Origin of the sequence: Colwellia psychrerythraea (assembly GCF_000764185.1) — a bacterium.
Lineage (GTDB): Bacteria > Pseudomonadota > Gammaproteobacteria > Enterobacterales > Alteromonadaceae > Colwellia > Colwellia psychrerythraea_B.
Genome location: NZ_JQEC01000011.1, coordinates 471,235 through 489,615 on the forward strand (window position 1 = coordinate 471,235; position 18,381 = coordinate 489,615).

General features: G+C 37.7%; 17 protein-coding genes and 1 rRNA gene. 12 read left to right on the forward strand and 6 right to left on the reverse strand.

The window, feature by feature from the left end; all coding sequences use genetic code 11:
* Positions 1 to 64: 64 nt before the first annotated feature.
* The 3 genes from GAB14E_RS0122650 to GAB14E_RS16170 all read right to left on the reverse strand — a co-directional run bounded on the left by GAB14E_RS0122650 (position 65) and on the right by GAB14E_RS16170 (position 2,735).
* Positions 65 to 1,123, reverse strand: coding sequence for an efflux RND transporter periplasmic adaptor subunit (locus GAB14E_RS0122650; protein ID WP_052093521.1), 1,059 nt, complete (start codon positions 1,121 to 1,123; stop codon positions 65 to 67).
* Positions 1,124 to 1,233: 110 nt separating this feature from the next.
* Complete coding sequence (locus tag GAB14E_RS16175; protein ID WP_033081369.1) at positions 1,234 to 1,584, reverse strand: hypothetical protein; 351 nt, start codon at positions 1,582 to 1,584, stop codon at positions 1,234 to 1,236.
* A 218-nt stretch (positions 1,585 to 1,802) separates the two neighbouring features.
* A complete protein-coding gene (locus GAB14E_RS16170; protein WP_033081370.1) occupies positions 1,803 to 2,735 on the reverse strand; it encodes a DMT family transporter in 933 nt (310 codons plus the stop codon).
* 148 nt (positions 2,736 to 2,883) lie between these two features.
* On the opposite strand from GAB14E_RS16170, the gene GAB14E_RS16165 reads away from it, so the two are divergent.
* From GAB14E_RS16165 to GAB14E_RS16110, 12 genes are all read left to right on the forward strand, one after another.
* A complete protein-coding gene (locus GAB14E_RS16165) occupies positions 2,884 to 3,777 on the forward strand; it encodes an AraC family transcriptional regulator (protein WP_033081371.1) in 894 nt (297 codons plus the stop codon).
* Between the two features lie 689 nt (positions 3,778 to 4,466).
* Positions 4,467 to 5,369, forward strand: a complete 903-nt coding sequence (gene hisG / locus GAB14E_RS16160) for an ATP phosphoribosyltransferase (protein ID WP_033081372.1) — start codon at positions 4,467 to 4,469, stop codon at positions 5,367 to 5,369.
* 155 nt (positions 5,370 to 5,524) lie between these two features.
* Complete coding sequence (gene hisD, locus GAB14E_RS16155) at positions 5,525 to 6,829, forward strand: histidinol dehydrogenase (protein WP_033081373.1); 1,305 nt, start codon at positions 5,525 to 5,527, stop codon at positions 6,827 to 6,829.
* A gap of 2 nt (positions 6,830 to 6,831) precedes the next feature.
* Positions 6,832 to 7,929: a histidinol-phosphate transaminase gene (hisC, locus tag GAB14E_RS16150; RefSeq protein WP_033081374.1), complete on the forward strand. Its 1,098-nt coding sequence runs from the start codon at positions 6,832 to 6,834 to the stop codon at positions 7,927 to 7,929.
* 54 nt (positions 7,930 to 7,983) lie between these two features.
* Positions 7,984 to 9,069, forward strand: coding sequence for a bifunctional histidinol-phosphatase/imidazoleglycerol-phosphate dehydratase HisB (hisB, locus tag GAB14E_RS16145; RefSeq protein WP_033081375.1), 1,086 nt, complete (start codon positions 7,984 to 7,986; stop codon positions 9,067 to 9,069).
* Positions 9,069 to 9,758 carry an imidazole glycerol phosphate synthase subunit HisH gene (hisH, locus tag GAB14E_RS16140; protein ID WP_052093522.1) on the forward strand — a complete coding sequence of 230 codons (690 nt, stop codon included), beginning with the start codon at positions 9,069 to 9,071 and terminating at the stop codon, positions 9,756 to 9,758. The genes hisB and hisH overlap by 1 nt, the downstream gene beginning before the upstream one ends.
* Positions 9,755 to 10,510, forward strand: a complete 756-nt coding sequence (gene hisA, locus GAB14E_RS16135; RefSeq protein WP_033081376.1) for a 1-(5-phosphoribosyl)-5-[(5-phosphoribosylamino)methylideneamino]imidazole-4-carboxamide isomerase — start codon at positions 9,755 to 9,757, stop codon at positions 10,508 to 10,510. The genes hisH and hisA overlap by 4 nt, the downstream gene beginning before the upstream one ends.
* Positions 10,500 to 11,288 (forward strand): imidazole glycerol phosphate synthase subunit HisF, encoded by a 789-nt coding sequence (gene hisF, locus GAB14E_RS16130; RefSeq protein WP_033081377.1) that lies wholly within the window; start codon positions 10,500 to 10,502, stop codon positions 11,286 to 11,288. The genes hisA and hisF overlap by 11 nt, the downstream gene beginning before the upstream one ends.
* Positions 11,282 to 11,902 (forward strand): bifunctional phosphoribosyl-AMP cyclohydrolase/phosphoribosyl-ATP diphosphatase HisIE, encoded by a 621-nt coding sequence (hisIE, locus tag GAB14E_RS16125; RefSeq protein ID WP_033081378.1) that lies wholly within the window; start codon positions 11,282 to 11,284, stop codon positions 11,900 to 11,902. Before hisF ends, hisIE begins: the two co-directional genes overlap by 7 nt.
* A gap of 127 nt (positions 11,903 to 12,029) precedes the next feature.
* Positions 12,030 to 12,926 carry a hypothetical protein gene (locus tag GAB14E_RS16120; RefSeq protein ID WP_033081379.1) on the forward strand — a complete coding sequence of 299 codons (897 nt, stop codon included), beginning with the start codon at positions 12,030 to 12,032 and terminating at the stop codon, positions 12,924 to 12,926.
* A 135-nt stretch (positions 12,927 to 13,061) separates the two neighbouring features.
* Positions 13,062 to 13,358, forward strand: coding sequence for a DUF6559 family protein (locus tag GAB14E_RS16115; RefSeq protein ID WP_033081380.1), 297 nt, complete (start codon positions 13,062 to 13,064; stop codon positions 13,356 to 13,358).
* A gap of 15 nt (positions 13,359 to 13,373) precedes the next feature.
* Positions 13,374 to 13,853 carry a GNAT family N-acetyltransferase gene (locus GAB14E_RS16110; RefSeq protein ID WP_033081381.1) on the forward strand — a complete coding sequence of 160 codons (480 nt, stop codon included), beginning with the start codon at positions 13,374 to 13,376 and terminating at the stop codon, positions 13,851 to 13,853.
* 76 nt (positions 13,854 to 13,929) lie between these two features.
* On the opposite strand, the gene adk is transcribed toward GAB14E_RS16110, so the two are convergent.
* The 3 genes from adk to rrf form a co-directional block, all read right to left on the reverse strand.
* Positions 13,930 to 14,574 carry an adenylate kinase gene (adk, locus tag GAB14E_RS16105; RefSeq protein WP_033081382.1) on the reverse strand — a complete coding sequence of 215 codons (645 nt, stop codon included), beginning with the start codon at positions 14,572 to 14,574 and terminating at the stop codon, positions 13,930 to 13,932.
* 249 nt (positions 14,575 to 14,823) lie between these two features.
* The gene (gene htpG / locus GAB14E_RS16100; RefSeq protein WP_033081383.1) at positions 14,824 to 16,785 is read right to left on the reverse strand and encodes a molecular chaperone HtpG; all 1,962 of its coding nucleotides are present in this window, start codon (positions 16,783 to 16,785) and stop codon (positions 14,824 to 14,826) included.
* Positions 16,786 to 18,277: 1,492 nt separating this feature from the next.
* A 5S ribosomal RNA gene (gene rrf / locus GAB14E_RS16095) occupies positions 18,278 to 18,381 on the reverse strand; the annotation flags it as partial.

Genomic DNA, 18,381 nt, shown 5'->3' on the forward strand with positions numbered 1-18,381 from the left:
ATTTTTTAATACGTTATCCAATAAGGTATTCAAGATAGCGTTAGTTAATCTCTATACTTTCCAATCAACCGCCTAAGAAGCTCACCTTTACCCCCATATCTGGTAATATTTTTCTGTCTTGAGTATGTAGCTTTACGCGCACTTTAATACTGGCTTTTTGTCTATCGGCGGTGGGAATAACAGCAATGACTTCACTGGGTATTTGCCAATTTGGATAGGCGTCTAACGTTGCGATAGCTTTTTGATTGGGGTGAACTCGATTGATAAAACTTTCCGCAACTTCTACTTCTATTTCTAATGAACTCATATCTACAATGGTGCCAACACCTGTGCGGATAAAACCTCCACCGGAAGAGCCTGAAGAAATTAGTTCTCCTACTTGGGCATTTTTACTGATGACTACACCATTAAATGGCGCACGTATCTTGTGTTGTTCTAATTGATATTGAGCTAAGGCAACTTTATGTTTGCTCTGCTCAATTAAGGCTTTTTTATTAATAAGTTGTGCTGCAACTTTTTCAGTAGTAAAGCGTGTATCATCAAGAAATTGCTCACTAATAAGCGTCTTATTAAAGAGAATGAGGTGACGCTCTAGGCGCTTTAACTCATGCTGATGAACTATGAGAAGTTCGGTAAATCTAGCTTTATTAGCCGTTAGATCTGCTTGTGCGAGTTGGTAAGATATTCTGGCTTGTTTATCGTCAAGTTCGGCTATTATTTGATCACGTTGAACACGTTGACCTTCTTCAATATTTAACTTATTTAACTTGCCAGTTACTCGTGATGATACAGTAGCAATACGCCTAGCAACGATATGACCACTAGCATCAAGTACTGAGCTTTGAGTAATAACTTGTGTGATTCTTTTAGGATGACTGTCGACACTAATTTTTTTAGCTGTGTCAGTAACAAGAGTTCTAACCGAATTTTTTTGCAGGCCACCTCTGCTGTCAGTTTGATTTGTTGGCAGATATGCCGCTTGAATAACAAAACCACTGCAAAAGACTAAGACCAGCAGCATAAAAGCGAATGCCGCCTTTATTTTTTGTCTAGAAGAATAGTTATTAGAGGAATTAATACCTCGGTCAATGGTCAGTTGTTCAATTTCTAAGTTGCGGGACATTACATTCTCCTAATAAGTTAGGAGAATAATAAATACTTTAGACTTAGCTAAACAGTGCCAAAAGTAATGCTTTTAAGTGAGTTTATTAGTGACTTTTGATCTTCAAACTATCAAGCGTATAAATCGAGGTGATTAGGTTTATCGTTTTTCTGCTTAGTTTGCTTAGATTCTACAGCCTCTTTTTCAGTTTGCTGCTGAGTACTTTGTTGATGATCTTGTATTTCTTTATAGTTTTCTTGCTGTGCCTGTTTCTCTTGCTCACTTTCTTGCTTAGCATTCTGCTGACTGGAGTGGTATTGATCGTCTTCACTAGTAAAATAATACTCATGGTTTTCAAGATGGTCAGGGTCTTGACTCAGTTTACTGTTAGCCGCCTCTTTCAACAGCGCTTTAACCTTTAAGCTTGCCGGCTTAATGGGTACGGCGACTACACGTGTTAGCTGAGTAGTAAAAATTTCCATCTATAAATCCTACAATTGTTTCAGTTAACTTGTTATTGATTAAGCTGCTAACGATACCTTTTTATCGACTATCTGCTAATAAGCTTTAATCAAATGACTAACAAATTAAATCAACTAAAATACAACCTCCCTATAACTAGTTTAGCTAACCTGTACTCTGGATAATGAGTACTTTATGTTTAAGTAAAAACAATAACTTACGATTATTTAAAATAAATTTATTGAGCCTTTGATTGCTTAGCTTTAAAATCTACCTCACTAGCCTTGATAAAAAATGACAATACAGGTTTTTTAATTTGGCTAATAACATTGCCTAATACAACACATAATAAACCTACAGTTGAAAATACTGTCCATTGATAACTTTCGAATATGCTTGAAATAATTAAAGCCACTATGGGGGTAATAACCAATAAATATGCCGCATTATTTGCCCCTATTCTATCAACCAATAATAAGTAAACGGTAAAACCAATAACAGATGCTGGTATTGCTAAGTAGGCAAGGCTTGCCACATAACGAGTATTAAATACAATCTCAAAACTAAGCTCTTTAAATAAAACAATGATTAATAAAGCAATACAGCCATAAACCATCGCATAGCTTGTTGCCGTAAAAGGCTGGATTTTATTTTGAGTATTACGAATACTGATCATGTTGCCAATTGAGAAACACCAAGTACCAGCCAGAGCATAGAACATCCCCAAAAACACTTCTTCAGACCAACTTGTTGTTAATAAGTCGCCTGCAAATAAACTAGTGATACCGGTTAAACCGACCGCCACACCTAAGTAGAAGTTATTATTGACTTTAGTTCGATAAAGTATACGACCATGAATAGCATTTAAAATAGGAGCAGTAGCCATGATAACCGCAGTTAAACCACTAGCAATATAAAGTGTAGAACTATAAAAAAATAGAAAGTTACAACAAAATAAACATAAACCTTGCAGTGCAAAGTACTTTTGATCTTTCATACTGACGGATTGTAATTTATGAAATAATTTTCCGATGACAAACATCACCACGGCAGCAAAGAGAAATCGATAAAAAATAGAAACTTCCATGGCTACGCTGCCATGCTGCCATTTGATTGCGATCCAAGAAAACCCCCAAACAAAAATCATTAATACATATAAAAAAGCCGTCATATTTCACTAACCCAAACCCAAATTGAGCATTCATGATTAACTTTTATAACAGAGAGTTCTGTCACAATCTTTAGCAAACTAACACAATATTGCGGTTATTTCTGTTAGGCGACTTGAGCCCATTATCGTTAACCGTTAGTGTTAGTGCATGAACTCTGTTATTAAAAAAACTACTATTAATAATCCTATCAGTAAAAAAGTTATCAGCTTTGAGCATTCAAAAAAGATTTGTGTAAGAGAAAAGTCATTAACACATAGTTTAACATGGGCACATTACCGTAATGAAAATGAGCAACTATCTTATGTAAATAATAAGCAACATACGCTAAGCATGTACTTAACGGGTGGTTACAATACTTTTAGAACCGATATTAATGCCAATAAAGGTGCGCCAGGTAAGTTTTGCTTAATGCCTAAAGGTGCTGATAGTCAATGGCAAGTAGGTGATACACAAGAGTTTATGCACCTGTATTTTGATGATACTTATATCAAACGCTTAGCTTTAAGAGTATTTGATATAGACCCCCGTACAATTGACTTACCAGAGCTCACCTTTACTCAGGATTTAGGATTAGAGGCCTTATTTCGGCATAGTGTGGCAAGTGCTAACTGGCATATCAACGATATGCAGTTAGCGATGGAGCAAGTAACAGATACTATTTTAATTTCTATGTTGCAAAACATGGGCAATAAACAAATAAAATCACCATTAACAGGCGGTTTGTCTCCTAAAACTTGTTTTCTCGTTTGTGACTTCATACATGCAAACTATCAAAGACAAATATACTTATCTGAATTAGCTGATTTAGTTCAATTAAGCGAATTTCATTTTTGCAGAATGTTCAAAGAAAGTCTGGCACAAACACCACAAGAATATCTTACTCACATCAGGATAGAACATGTTAAACATGCCTTAATACATTCTAAATTGAAATTGGCAGACATTGCGCTTAATGTTGGTTTCTCGAACCAGAGTCATATGGGTAGGTACTTTAAAAAGCTAATAGGTGTATCTCCAAGAGAATTCCGCAGACTTGGATAACCGTTTCCCCCTAGGAATCTAGGTTTGCACGGAAATTTATTTTCCAACAAAAAGTAACGTAGATCAGCATAATAAGTAATTGTTCAATTAAATAACTGCGCGCCCTATGGCAAGAGCAACATAAACACTCTATGGAAAGAGAAAATTATTATAAGTCCATGGCTTTAATGAGAGCGGCTAGATTATTTACTTGCGGGATGGTATTGAGCGTTTAACAAACATTAACTGATTTACCAGTATCACTGCAGTGCCATAACTTCGGTAAAATTAGATATAACAAATCGTAATTAAAAATAATTATTTATTACTTGCAGCCATCGTCATTAAGCAGTAGTGTAAATAACATCAAAACAAATTATTAATCTTCTGCTAATTTCATAGTACATATAATTAACAGAAAACGACTTACTAAAAGAGAATTTAAAAAATGATTATTAACCTGAATCGCCGACATCATCACCATCACTACGATTAGCCCGTTCAGGTTTACTTTATAAGTAAGCCACTGAAGGGCAATTGGCCTTTCAGTGGTTTAAAAAAAGCATAATACACTCTCTTAATAGAAGTAACTGTAATTGCTAAACCCCCGAAAGAGTCACGACTCTCTCGGGGGTTTTTCGCATTTTAGCGAACAAGAAATTGTATATACATGACAAACTTTAAGATTAAAAACGATAGGAATTAACATTATGAGCACATCAGAGCCACGTTTACGCATCGCCATGCAAAAGTCAGGTCGCCTAAGTGATGACACCCAGAAACTACTTAAGCTTTGTGGGTTAAAGTTAAATTTGAGCGATAGAAGGTTATTAGCGCACGTAAGCAATATGCCTATTGATATCATGCGTGTTCGCAGTAGCGATATTCCTGGTTTAGTTATGGACGGTGTTTGTGACTTAGGCATTGTTGGTGATAATACTCTTGAAGAAGAAGAGTTAGATCGTCAATTAAAAGGCAATAAGTCTGAGTACATTCGCACTACCACATTAGATTTTGGCGGTTGTCGATTTTCTATAGCAATGCCTGAAGAGTTTGAATACACCGGTTTAGACTGTTTAAACGGCTTACGTTTTGCGACAACATACCCACAGTTATTAAATCGTTTTGCTAAAGCTAATGGCATTAACGTTGAGTTTTGTTTATTAAAAGGCTCGGTTGAAGTAGCACCTAGGGTTGGCTTAGCGGATGGTATTTGTGACTTAGTTTCTACTGGCGCAACGCTTGAAGCTAACGGCTTAAAAGAAGTGGCTGAAGTTTTCCGTTCAAAAGCGTCATTGATCCAACGAGCAGATTCATTAGGTGCAGAAAAACAAGCTATTTTAGATACGTTATTACCACGTATTCACGGTGTAATTAAAGCAAAAGAAAGCAAATACATCATGTTGCACGCACCCAAAGATAAAGTAGCCGAAGTCAGCAAGTTAATGCCAGGCACAGAAACCCCCACTGTTTTACCCCTTGCAGGACGTGACGATATGGTTGCTGTACACGTAGTGGCAACAGAAACATTCTTTTGGGAAACCATGGAACAATTGAAAGCCTTGGGTTGTCACTCTATCCTAGTTATGCCAATAGAGAAAATGATGGGCTAAATTCACTTACCTCATTGCTAGTAGGCGCAAGTTCAGCATCAAAAGTACTCACTGACTAAAGTCAGCTCCGTGCTACTTCTTTGCTCTTACATCTACTAGCTACGGTCTAAGAGAATTACATTGAATATTGAGAATATTAATACCGAGAAAGAATTATGATTAATCAACTAATCAATTGGCAGGAATTGTCAGAGCAGCAAAAAAAATCTGCGCTTGCCCGACCTGCAATAGCAGATAGCGCTTTATTATCAACGCAAGTTGCTAACATCTTATCGCAAGTTAAAAGCCAAGGTGACAAAGCAATATTTGCTTTAACCGAGCAATTTGATGGTATAGCGCTAGACACTTTAAAGGTGAGCCAAGAACAAGTTGCGCAAGCCAAGTTAGCCTTATCAGCTAAGCGTTTAAAAGCAATCAACACCGCATATCAACAAATTAGGGCATTTCATAGCGCACAACAGCCAACGGATATAACGGTTGAAACGACCCCTGGCGTTAAGTGCACATTGAAAACTGAAGCAATTGAAAGTGTCGGTTTATATATTCCGGCTGGTTCAGCGCCATTGCCTTCAACTGTATTGATGTTAGGTATTCCTGCTCAGCTTACTGGGTGTCAGCGCACAGCACTTGTTTGTCCACCAGATAAAAATGGCCAATTAGCTAATGAAGTATTAGTAGCGGCTGATCTTTGTGGTATTAGTGAAATATACACAGTCGGTGGTGCCCAAGCCATTGCTGCTCTTGCTTATGGTACGCAAACTATTGCACCGGTAAATAAAGTCTTTGGTCCTGGTAATCGCTATGTTACTGAAGCAAAAACCCAACTATCACAACAAGTTGCTGGTTTTGCTATTGATATGCCTGCAGGTCCTTCTGAAGTACTAGTTATTGCAGATAAACAAGCAAATCCGGCATTTATTGCCGCTGATTTATTATCACAAGCCGAGCACGGCGTCGACAGTCAAGTAATACTGCTAAGTGATAATGAGTCTTTAATCTCGCAAGTGTCCGCCGAGCTTGAAAAACAAGTTGCGGTATTGTCTCGACGTGAAATTGCCGAAAAAGCCTTAACTCAGTCTCGGTTAATTTTAACCAAAGACTTAACTCAAGCTGTGCAAGTATCAAATGAATACGGACCAGAGCACTTGATCATTCAAACTGAAGATGCACCAACGTTACTAAATAGCTTACGAAATGCAGGTTCAATTTTTGTCGGTGCCTACACCCCAGAATCTGCAGGTGATTATGCCAGCGGCACTAACCACGTTTTACCGACTTATGGTTATTCAAAAGTGATATCAAGCTTATCACTGGCTGATTTTTCTCGTCGCTATACAGTACAAGAAATAACTAAATCAGGTTTGACCAGTTTAGCTGAGTGTATTATTGAGCTAACCGATGCCGAAGGTTTAGATGCACACCAACGTGCTGTTACTATTCGCTTAGAGGAAGGGGTTTAAGCATGAGTGAACAAGCTTTAACTACCGCCGAACAATTAGCTCGGCAAGAATTAATCGCTATGGTGCCTTATCAGTCGGCTCGACGTCTATTTTCTAGCGCTGATGCCCAAGAAGATAAGATATGGCTGAACGCAAATGAAGCACCGGGCAACGGTCAATATCAGTTATCGGCGACAAATATCAATCGCTATCCTGATTTTCAGCCCGATAGCTTAATCTCCGCCTATAGCGAATATTCAGGCTTAACAAAAGATAAAGTTTTGGCAACTCGAGGTGCCGATGAAGGCATAGAGCTTATCATTCGCAGTTTTTGTAAAGCATACCAAGACAGTATTTTAATATGTCCACCAACTTATGGTATGTACGCCATTAGTGCCGAAAATCACGGTGCAGCTGTTGTTAAAGTACCGCTTCACTCTGCTGATTTAACCCTAGATTTAGACGGATTAAAGCAGCAAGTTGGCAAGGTGAAAGTTGTCTTTTTATGTTCACCGGGCAATCCAACAGGTAACTTATTACCACAAGAACAAATTATTGCTGCGATAAAGCTTTTTAAAGGTAGTGCCATGGTGGTGGTTGATGAAGCTTATATAGAATTCAGCCCTGAATATTCTTGCGCCAAGCTGTTAAGCGATTTTGATAATGTCATTGTGCTAAGAACCTTATCTAAAGCTTTTGCTTTAGCTGGTCTGCGTTGTGGCTTTACCTTAGCAAACAATGACGTTATTACTTTGCTAAGTAAGGTTATTGCCCCCTACCCTATTTCTGCACCCGTTGCACAAATCGCTAGCCAAGTATTGACTAACGATTTAGCCATAATGCAAACCAGAGTAAAGCAAACTAATGTATTTCGTGAGCAATTAAGTACTTGGCTTAGCCAACAAAACTGGTGCAGTCATGTATTTACCAGTGATGCAAATTTTGTATTGTTTCGTTGTACTAGCAACGAGGATAAAGCCCGAGTATTTAATTTGTTACTTGAAAACAACATATTGATTCGAGATCAGTCTAAACAACAACAGCTTGAAAACTGTCTTCGTATTAGCGTTGGCAGTGAAACAGAATTAACACAGCTAAAGAAATTGTTAGAGACACTATAAGTAAATTAAGCGCTGCACTGTCGCTAGCGAAATGAACATAATGAAGAGCATTTTATGAGTAATACCCAAGAGAAAATTTTATTTATCGACCGTGATGGCACTTTGGTTGAAGAGCCGATTATCGATAAGCAACTTGATAGCCTAGAAAAACTTATCTTTGAACCTAATGTCATTGCCGAGTTACTTAAACTACAAAGCAAAGGTTTTAAGCTAGTGATGGTTTCTAACCAAGATGGTTTAGGTACAACAAGTTTCCCACAAAGCGATTTTGATTTACCTCATAACAAAATGATGAATATATTCAGCTCTCAAGGTATACATTTTCAAGACGTATTACTTTGCCCTCATTTTGATGAAGACAACTGTAGTTGTCGTAAACCCAAGCTTGGTTTAGTAAGTGATTACTTACAACAAGGTCGTGTAGATTTTACCAATTCATATGTTATAGGCGATAGAGAAACCGATATGGGACTTGCCGCCAACATGGGTATTGTTGGTATCAAATATAACCCTGACACTTTAAATTGGGTGCAAGTTAGCGAACAAATTATTAACCAGTTAGAGCAGCCAAGAATAGCAACTGTAACTCGTACAACCAAAGAAACGGACATCACTGTAACGGTTAATTTAGATAACGCTGGCAGTAGTAAAATAGATACAGGTTTAGGTTTTTTTGACCACATGTTAGATCAAATAGCAACGCACGGTGGTTTTAACTTGGATTGTAAAGTGAGTGGTGATTATCACATTGATGACCATCACAGTGTTGAAGATACAGCACTTGCATTAGGCCAGGCCTTACGCCAAGCCTTAGGTAATAAACGCGGAATTAATCGCTTTGGTTTCGTAATACCAATGGATGAATGTCGAGCTGAGTGTGCAATCGACCTTTCAGGCCGCCCTTGGTTAGAATTTGATGCAGAGTTTACCAGTGATAAAGTTGGTACTATGTCTACACAAATGGTCGGACACTTTTTTCGTTCATTAGCCGACTCAATGTTAATTACCTTGCACTTGTCTACGAGTAAAGGAAATTGCCACCACCAAGTAGAAAGTCTATTCAAAGTGTTTGGTCGTGCTTTAGGTCAGGCTATAAAAGTTGATGGTGATGCTATGCCAAGCTCAAAAGGCACTTTGTAATGTTAGAAATGATGACAAAGAAAAAAACAGCTGGACTGAACGTTATTGTTGATACTGGTTGTGCAAATTTAGCGTCAGTTAAATTTGCCGTTGAACGCTTAGGTTATCAAGTAACCGTCAGTGATGATGTAGAGCTAATTCAGCAAGCTGATAAAGTAATATTGCCTGGTGTTGGCAGTGCTAAGCACGCTATGGCTAATATTAAAGCTAAAAATTTGGTGACTGTATTACAAAACCTCACTCAGCCAGTACTTGGCTTTTGTTTGGGTATGCAGTTAATGACAGAGTCTTCAACCGAAGGTAAACAAACTTCAACTGAGGGTGGTAATTCTGAGGACGTTTATTGCTTAAAGCTAATACCCACCAAAGTAGAGCCATTAAAAGCACATGAAAATCGCCTGCCGCACATGGGTTGGAATACATTAACCCATGTAAGTAACCATCCAATATTTAACGATATTGCTGTAGGTGATTATTTTTATTTTGTTCATAGCTTTGCTGCACCGGTAAGTAAATACACTATTGCCAGTTGTGAATACGGTAGTACTTTCTCAGCGGCTATTGCCAAAGACAATTTTATTGGCTGTCAATTCCACCCTGAACGTTCAAGCACTTTAGGCAGTAAAATAATCCTAAATTTTCTAGAATTAGATTCTACAGAACTTAATCAGGAGCAAGTAAAGTTATGATGATCCCAGCAATTGACTTGATTAATGGCCAAGTGGTGCGTTTGTATCAAGGCGACTATAACCAAAAAACCAACTATGAATACACTGTGCAAGAACGTCAACAGGCTTATGCTGAGTCAGGCGCTACTGTTATGCACTTTGTTGATTTAGATGGCGCAAAAGACAGTACCAAGCGTCAACTTGAAACATTAAAAACTGTTGTTAAACATCCTTCAATGATCATCCAAGTGGGTGGCGGCATACGTTGTGAAGATGATGTAAAGCAGCTATTAGCATTAGGCGCAGACCGTGTTGTTATTGGCAGTTTAGCTATCAAGCAACCAGAGCTAGTAACTGAGTGGCTTAGAACTTACGGCTGTGAAAAGATAGTTTTAGCACTTGATATTAAAATTGATGCGCAGGGTAATAAAACTCTACCAACCCATGGCTGGATTGAAGATAGTGGCGTAAATCTAGAAGACTTACTAGCTCAATATCAAGATGCTGGTATTAAGCACGTATTGTGCACCGACATTAGTAAAGACGGTACCTTAACCGGCACTAATGTTGATTTATATGCAGAAGTTTGTGCCAAGTATCCAGAGATTGATTGGCAAGCATCGGGCGGTATTGGCAGCTTAGACGATATTAAAGCGTTAATTCCAACCGGTGTCAGTGGCGTTATATTAGGTCGTTCACTACTTGAAGGTAAGTTTACCCTTGAAGAAGCTATTGCCTGCTGGCCAAAAGTGGAGAAAGCGAATGTTAGCTAGAAGAATAATCCCTTGTTTAGACGTACGAGATGGCAAAGTCGTCAAAGGGGTGCAGTTTAGAAATCACGAAATTATTGGCGATATAGTTCCTCTTGCACAAAAATATGCAGAAGCAGGTGCTGATGAGCTGGTCTTTTACGATATTACCGCAAGCTCAGATGGCCGAGTGGTCGACAAAAGCTGGGTAAGTCGCATTGCCGAAGTTATTGATATTCCCTTCTGTGTCGCTGGTGGTATTAAAAGTGAAGCAGATGCTAAAGAAATACTAATGATGGGCGCAGATAAAATTAGCATCAACTCCCCTGCCCTGAGAGATCCTGAACTTATTACTCGTCTAGCCGATGTTTTTGGCCAACAGTGCATTGTGGTTGGTATTGATAGCTTTTATAACAAAGATGCTAATAATGGCAAAGGCGAATACCAGGTTTACCAATTTACCGGCGACGAAAAGCGTACTCAGCAAACAGGCTGGACTACCTTTGACTGGATTAAAAAAGTAGTCAGCCTAGGCGCAGGTGAAATAGTGTTAAATTGCATGAACCAAGATGGTGTACGTCAAGGTTACGATATAGAGCAGTTAAAACAAGCCAGAGCCGCATGTAAGGTACCCTTAATCGCCTCAGGTGGTGCGGGTACAATGGAGCATTTTAGTGATGTCTACCAACAAGCCGATGTTGACGGAGCACTAGCCGCATCCGTTTTTCATAAAGGTGTTATTGCGATTAAAGATTTGAAAAGTTATTTAAAAGACCAAAATATTGAGGTGAGACCATGTTAATAAATAAAGACAACATTAATGAGTTAGCGTGGCAGAAAATGCATAACCTTATTCCTGCCATTATTCAACATGCCGCAACGGGTGCAGTATTAATGCAAGGCTATATGAATCAAGCTTCATTAGCAGCAACACTTGAAACAGGTAAAGCCACTTTTTTCAGCCGTTCTAAACAAGCATTGTGGGTTAAAGGCGAAACTTCTGGCAATTACCTAGAAGTGCAGCAAGTACTAACTGATTGTGATAACGACAGTTTACTTATTGCTTGCCTACCTATTGGCCCAAGTTGCCACCTAGGTACTGAGTCTTGCTTCCCTGAACAAAAACTAACTCAACAAAACTTTCTCAGCCAGCTTGAACAAGTTATTGATAGTCGGAAAAATGATGATCCAAAAGAGAGTTATACCGCGCACTTATTCTCTCGTGGCACCACTAAAATGGCGCAAAAAGTGGGTGAAGAAGGGGTTGAAGTTGCACTTGCTGCTGTGGCTGAAACTAAAGAGGACTTGTTAGGTGAATGCGCTGACTTATTCTATCACACTTTAGTATTACTTGCTGATCAAAAAATAGAACTCAATGAAGTCATGGCAGTATTGCAAGAGCGCCATAACAAATAGTCTGCCCCTATTTTGAACGTTTAAACTACTTTGCTAAATAACAACATCCTTGTTATCGTTAATACAACAAGGATGCTTTAAATTAACAACTTTAATGTAGTTAGCTCATAATTAGGCGGCGTTCTTTATGACAATTTACTCTTATGGCTTTCATCGAAAGTCATTCTCCAAGACACTATTCATCGTTATTCTTTTTTGCATTACACAATATGCGTATGCTAGAAAAAGCAGTGTACTTATCTACATTCGTGATGATGTTTATATCGATTATCAGCAGTTTGTTGTTGATAGAGATGTCAGTTCAATAGATAATTTTTCTGGAAAAAATATCCGTCGTGATGTTGTGGACATGATAATCGCGCAACAAGCACTTAAACTTGGTGGTTTTAAACACCGTTTCAGTTATGCCCCTGGTAAAGTGAATTTTCGTAATACCCAAATGTTACAAAATGGCCAGCTATTGATTAGTTTTGATTCCTACTGGCGACAAGATGCCCTGCCACTAGCTAATAAGGTTTATATCTCTGATGAAGTGATAAGAAATGGTGAGTATATTGCTGGAATATATACTAGCCCTGATAATGCTAAAACCTTGGCTATTAAGACATTAAGTGATCTTACTGAGCTAACATCAGTCTCAACACCTAAATGGCGCACTGATTGGCAAACACTGCAACAGCTGCCCCTTAAAACGCTTACTCGAGAAGATTCTTGGTTATCTATGGTACGTATGGTGAATATTCAATGGATAGACTTTATCTTAATGCCTTTTAATTCAACTCCCGATCAAAGCTTTGTTATGGATAAAGTTCACTTAATACCTGTTAAAAATATTGGTGTAGTACTAAAAGACTCCCGTCATTTTGTCATCAGTAAAGCACACCCAATGGGCGAGGAAGCTTATATAGCGATAAATAAAGGCTTGAAAATTATGAGACAGCGCGGAGCTATTGTAAAAGCGTATCAACAAGCTGGTTTTTTTGTGGATACGACTAAAGTCACAATTATTAACCATGAATTATAATCGATTTCAAAGCATACATGTAGTAACATGCAGTTCATTAAAACGGGTCTATTAATTATTGAAACTTAACGTTTTCACTTAATATTTATCTGACTTGTCTCAAACACCATATGAAGTATCCACAAAGGAATGGTAATGTTTAAGCGTAGAGCGATAAAAAAATACGGAAATCAACTTTTACCTAAGTTGCAAAAGCGTTATGGTCAGCAAACTTTTTATAGTGCTAGCCAAGTTAGAGCTACGGTATATCAATGTAATTTTAATCCTACTTACTTACCGCTCGGCTATCTGCTTTTTCTAGAGTCTTGCACCTTAAGCGAGATAATCACGACTGAATTTCCTGAATTGTGCATGCTAAAATATAAACAAGACATTAGAGGTTATCTTGATGACCGTAAATATTATGGCTATTTAAAGCTATTGAATATCTAATTGATAGTGACCATTATGACAAAAAAAACAACATGGCAAAGTAAAAGGTTTTCAGAGTTATCGTTAAACCAATTATATGATGTATTAAAATTACGTGTTGATATCTTTGTTGTAGAGCAAACCTGCTACTACCCCGATTTAGATGGTGAAAAAAATCTTTTAGATAGACACCCTCAAACTATTCACTTATTAGGTTATCAAGCAGAGCAACTGGTTGCTTACCTACGTATTTTACCCAAAGGTCAAAGCTATACAAACAATATAAGCATTGGCCGGGTTGTTATTGCCAAGCAAGCAAGAGGAGGCGGTTTAGGTCATGAGTTAATGACTGAAGCGTTATCACTTTGCCAGACAGTTTTTACTAACGAAGATATTAAGATATCTGCTCAACAGCATTTAAAACCGTACTACGAAAGCCACGGTTTCACTCAAGTATCTGAAATGTACTTGGAAGATGGTATTCCGCACATAGGCATGACAAAAGAAGCTGATTAAATCTGTTTTTATAAAAACAAAAAACTCGCCAAGGCGAGTTTTTTGTTAACTGAAATAAGTTTAAAGTAACTAGGTATTAAGCAAGTTGAGCTGATAATAACTGATTTACTTTTTCAACAGCTTGCGTACCATCAATGGTTAAATAACTACAGTTACCTGATTTGGCTTCTGTTTGATAGAAATCAACTAGAGGCTTAGTCTGCTCATGGTATATCTCTAATCGCTTACGTACGGTTGCTTCTTCATCATCAGGACGGATAGATAAATCATCGCCAGTCACATCATCTTTGCCTTCAACTTTTGGTGGGTTGTAAACAAGATGATATACACGACCTGAGCCAGAATGAACACGACGGCCTGCCATACGTTCAACAATCACTTCATCTGGCACATCAAATTCAAGAACGTGATCAACAGAGATACCATTTTCTTTCATTGCATCAGCTTGTGGGATAGTGCGCGGAAAACCATCAAGTAAGAAACCTGCTTTACAGTCCTCTAGAGCTACACGCTCTTTTACTAAGCCGATAATCAAATCATCAGAAACTAATTGTCCTGCATCCATTACGGCTTTAGCTTTATTGCCTAGCTCAGAGCCAGCTTTAATTGCAGCGCGTAACATATCGCCTGTAGAAATTTGTGGAATACCAAATTTAGCCATTAAGAATTGTGCTTGTGTGCCTTTACCAGCGCCCGGAGCACCTAATAAAACAATGCGCATATTATGTAACCTTAAATTGATGGTTGAAGTGTTAAAGTAAATATTACCTTTAGTCGATTGTTTCAATTTGCTTTGATCGAACAAAGGTAATATTTCTTAGCTTTACAATAAAGCCGGCAGACACTATACAAGCTAGCCTATGTGCAAACAAGTGGTGAAATGAGGATTGATCAAAAAAGGAGGTATTTCATGCATGAAATACCTCCTTTTTAAGACTAAAGTATTATTAAAAATTCATCTAATCAATAATTACTTAGTTAGACTCAACATTAACTTATTCAGACGAGCGACAAAGCTTGCAGGGTCTTTCAAACTACCACGTTCTGCTAACGTAGCTTGGTCAAACAATACTTCAACCCACTGGCCAAATTTTTCATCATCTTGTTCATCAGCAACATGCTTAATAAGCTCATGTTCACCATTGATTTCAAAGATAGGTAATGTGTCTGGAACTTCTTGGCCAACAGATGCCATCAGCTTAGCCATTTGGCTACTCATATCATCATCATCAGCTACTATACACGCAGGTGAATCAGTAAGACGTTGTGAAAGTTTAACTTCTTTAACTTTCCCTGCTAGACTATCTTTAATACGTTTAACAACTGAATCATATTCTTTTTCTAGCTTCTCTTGTGCTTCTTTGGTTTCAGCGTCATCCATATCACCAAGATCTAAACCACCACGAGTTACCGATTGTAGTTGCTTACCATCAAACTCTGTCAAATGGCTAACTAACCATTCATCAATACGATCTGACATCAATAATACTTCAATGCCTTTTTTACGAAATACTTCTAAATGCGGGCTATTTTTAGCCGCTTCAAAACTGTCTGCAACAACAAAGTAAACTTTGTCTTGGCCTTCTTTCATACGTTCAATATATGAAGCTAAAGATACATTCTGAGTAGCTGAATCTTCATTTGTAGAAGCGAAACGTAATAAACCAGCAACTTGCTCTTTATTTGCATGGTCTTCAGCTGGACCTTCTTTTAAAACTTGCCCAAACTCATCCCAGAAACCTTGATATTTATCAGCATCATTTTTGCCTAACTTCTCAAGCATTTTTAAGACACGTTTAGTACAACCTTTACGAATAGCTTGGGTAATCTTGTTATCCTGTAAAATTTCACGAGAAACGTTTAATGGCAGATCATTTGAGTCCAATAAACCTTTTACAAAGCGTAAATAGGTTGGCATAAATTGCTCGGCATCATCCATGATAAATACACGTTGGACAAACAACTTCAAACCATGTTGTTTTTCGCGGTTGTACATATCAAATGGTGCTTTACTCGGTACATATAAAAGTGAAGTGTACTCAGTTTTTCCTTCTACTTTATTATGCTCCCATAATAGTGGGTCACCAAAGTCATGAGATACGTGTTTATAGAACTCTTTATACTCGTCTTCACTAATTTCAGATTTCTCACGTGTCCATAAAGCTGTTGCTTTATTTACCGGCTCCCATAGAGCTGGAACAGCATCTTTAGCGTCGATAGCAGGAACAGTTACATTACCTTCATCATCTTTTACTTCAGCAACAGCTTCAACAGCTGGAATTTCAGCAGTCAACATTTCTACAGATACAGAGATATGATCTGAGTACTTTGTAACAATAGACTTTAAGCGCCAGTCATCAGCAAACTCTGACTCATCTTCTTTCAAATGAAGGATGATGTCGGTACCACGCGTTGTTTTTTCAATCTTAGCGGTAGTAAATTCACCTTCACCTGCACTTACCCACTCAACACCTTCATTTGCACTATCACCAGCTTTACGTGTACGAACAGTTACTTTATCAGCAACAATGAAAGCAGAATAAAAACCAACACCGAATTGACCAATTAGTTGCGAGTCAGATGCTTGATCACCAGATAACTGCGAGAAAAATTCAGCTGTTCCTGATTTAGCGATTGTACCTAAATGCTCAACAACATCATCGTGATTCATGCCTACACCATTATCTGAAATGGTTAAGGTATTATTTTCTTTATCACAGCTAATACGCACACGTAGCTCGCCGTCATTTTCATATAAGTCACTATCTGATAACGCTTTGAAACGTAACTTATCTGCAGCATCAGCAGCGTTTGATACAAGCTCACGTAAAAAGATTTCTTTATTAGAATAAAGCGAATGGATCATTAATTGAAGTATTTTTGCATTATCTGATGCAAACTGATGGTTTTCTACTTGATTGGCTTCAGACATCTGAAACATCTCCTGTCTATAAATAGGGAATTAAAATATTTGATAGGAATGATGTGGGGTTTAGGATAAGAAATTCAAGGGAAATAAAAACAATGTCTAGTATTAGTCAAAAATTAGCTTCATTTAGAGAAAATTTTATAATTAACTACTTATCAAGAACAAAAAATGAATATATGGTTAATGATGATATATTCAAAAATAACACTACAAATTAAGCTATAAATTGAAAAAATATAGAGAATGTAAAGATAGGATGCCGGAGTAGGGACACCTACTCCGGCTCAATATACTCGTGAGATACGATTGACAGATCAGTTAAAACACAAAGTATGTTGTTATTAATTAACCACTAGGGAGTGAGTTACAAATAAGAACAACTTAACAATAACCCATGGTGCGTACAAAACATACAGTCATTATCTACTAATATATTACCTTAGGGCATAGATAAGAGACAGCCCGTTAAATAGATATAAATTCAATAATCCAATATAAATATACAAAAGATATCGAGATGGTTAACTTACCATAATTTAATGAAACAAAAACGAATTACCAACGATGTGCTTGCAAGTGATGGGTGCCGGAGTAGAAGATCTACTCCGGGCTAATATACTTGTGCAGAACGATTGACAGATCAGATCCAATCACAAAGTATGTAGTTATTGATTTATTTACAGGGAGTGATTTACAAATCAATAACACATTAATTTTAACCAAACGGATGTATACTGTATACAAGGCAATTGTAATACAATATTAACAACCTATATACCTAGTATGTTTTGTCAGAAAGTATGTAGTAATATGAGATTATCAGTAACTAGTATCACCAAATATAAATACTTCAATTTAAGGAATACTAGACTGATTAGATCTTATTTGACTACATAATGTAGTCCATTCTAAGCTTCAACCAGAACAGTTTACATAGTAACGTGCCTCTATAAATTGTATTAACATACATAGATTGCCAACATTAAGCCAAGTAGCAGACATGTAACTATATCTCCGTAGTGCTTTAAGTGGATAAGAATGAATACCGTCAACTAGTGCCCCATAATATCTATCAAGGAACATTCAATATCTGGTAGCAAAAAACAGAATTCTTTCGAATTAGAAGTATAGCAACGAGTTACTCTCACATAAGGAGAAGAACACCCACACACTATAATCATCCGACACAACTGGATTTAACTTCTAAACACTACGGCAAGAAAATAAAGGGTCATGTGGTACCACATAATTTAGTTGGCAACTTATTCTCGCTTCAATGAGTAAATTTTTAAAATTCCAGATAGCAAAAAACCCGTAGCGTGGGCTACGGGTTTCTCAGTGCTACGTACAAATTTGAAGTCTAGCAATGTCCTACTCTCACATGGGCTTTACTGCGACATAAGTCACACTACCATCGGCGCAACTACGTTTCATTTTTGTAAACGTCAGATAGCAAAAAACCCGTCACTTTCGTAACGGGTTTCTCTAAATAGAAGTCTAGCAATGTCCTACTCTCACATGGGAACTCCCACACTACCATCGGCGCAACTGCGTTTCACTTCTGAGTTCGGAAAGGGATCAGGTGGGACCACAGCGCTA

What these genes read in the sequence shown, in the direction of transcription:
- GAB14E_RS0122650 (WP_052093521.1), bottom strand. Translation starts at nt 1,123, where the DNA reads ATGTCCCGCAACTTAGAAATTGAACAACTGACCATTGACCGAGGTATT.
- GAB14E_RS16175 (WP_033081369.1), bottom strand. Translation starts at nt 1,584, where the DNA reads ATGGAAATTTTTACTACTCAGCTAACACGTGTAGTCGCCGTACCCATT.
- GAB14E_RS16170 (WP_033081370.1), bottom strand. Translation starts at nt 2,735, where the DNA reads ATGACGGCTTTTTTATATGTATTAATGATTTTTGTTTGGGGGTTTTCT.
- GAB14E_RS16165 (WP_033081371.1), top strand. Translation starts at nt 2,884, where the DNA reads ATGAACTCTGTTATTAAAAAAACTACTATTAATAATCCTATCAGTAAA.
- hisG (WP_033081372.1), top strand. Translation starts at nt 4,467, where the DNA reads ATGAGCACATCAGAGCCACGTTTACGCATCGCCATGCAAAAGTCAGGT.
- hisD (WP_033081373.1), top strand. Translation starts at nt 5,525, where the DNA reads ATGATTAATCAACTAATCAATTGGCAGGAATTGTCAGAGCAGCAAAAA.
- hisC (WP_033081374.1), top strand. Translation starts at nt 6,832, where the DNA reads ATGAGTGAACAAGCTTTAACTACCGCCGAACAATTAGCTCGGCAAGAA.
- hisB (WP_033081375.1), top strand. Translation starts at nt 7,984, where the DNA reads ATGAGTAATACCCAAGAGAAAATTTTATTTATCGACCGTGATGGCACT.
- hisH (WP_052093522.1), top strand. Translation starts at nt 9,069, where the DNA reads ATGTTAGAAATGATGACAAAGAAAAAAACAGCTGGACTGAACGTTATT.
- hisA (WP_033081376.1), top strand. Translation starts at nt 9,755, where the DNA reads ATGATGATCCCAGCAATTGACTTGATTAATGGCCAAGTGGTGCGTTTG.
- hisF (WP_033081377.1), top strand. Translation starts at nt 10,500, where the DNA reads ATGTTAGCTAGAAGAATAATCCCTTGTTTAGACGTACGAGATGGCAAA.
- hisIE (WP_033081378.1), top strand. Translation starts at nt 11,282, where the DNA reads ATGTTAATAAATAAAGACAACATTAATGAGTTAGCGTGGCAGAAAATG.
- GAB14E_RS16120 (WP_033081379.1), top strand. Translation starts at nt 12,030, where the DNA reads ATGACAATTTACTCTTATGGCTTTCATCGAAAGTCATTCTCCAAGACA.
- GAB14E_RS16115 (WP_033081380.1), top strand. Translation starts at nt 13,062, where the DNA reads ATGTTTAAGCGTAGAGCGATAAAAAAATACGGAAATCAACTTTTACCT.
- GAB14E_RS16110 (WP_033081381.1), top strand. Translation starts at nt 13,374, where the DNA reads ATGACAAAAAAAACAACATGGCAAAGTAAAAGGTTTTCAGAGTTATCG.
- adk (WP_033081382.1), bottom strand. Translation starts at nt 14,574, where the DNA reads ATGCGCATTGTTTTATTAGGTGCTCCGGGCGCTGGTAAAGGCACACAA.
- htpG (WP_033081383.1), bottom strand. Translation starts at nt 16,785, where the DNA reads ATGTCTGAAGCCAATCAAGTAGAAAACCATCAGTTTGCATCAGATAAT.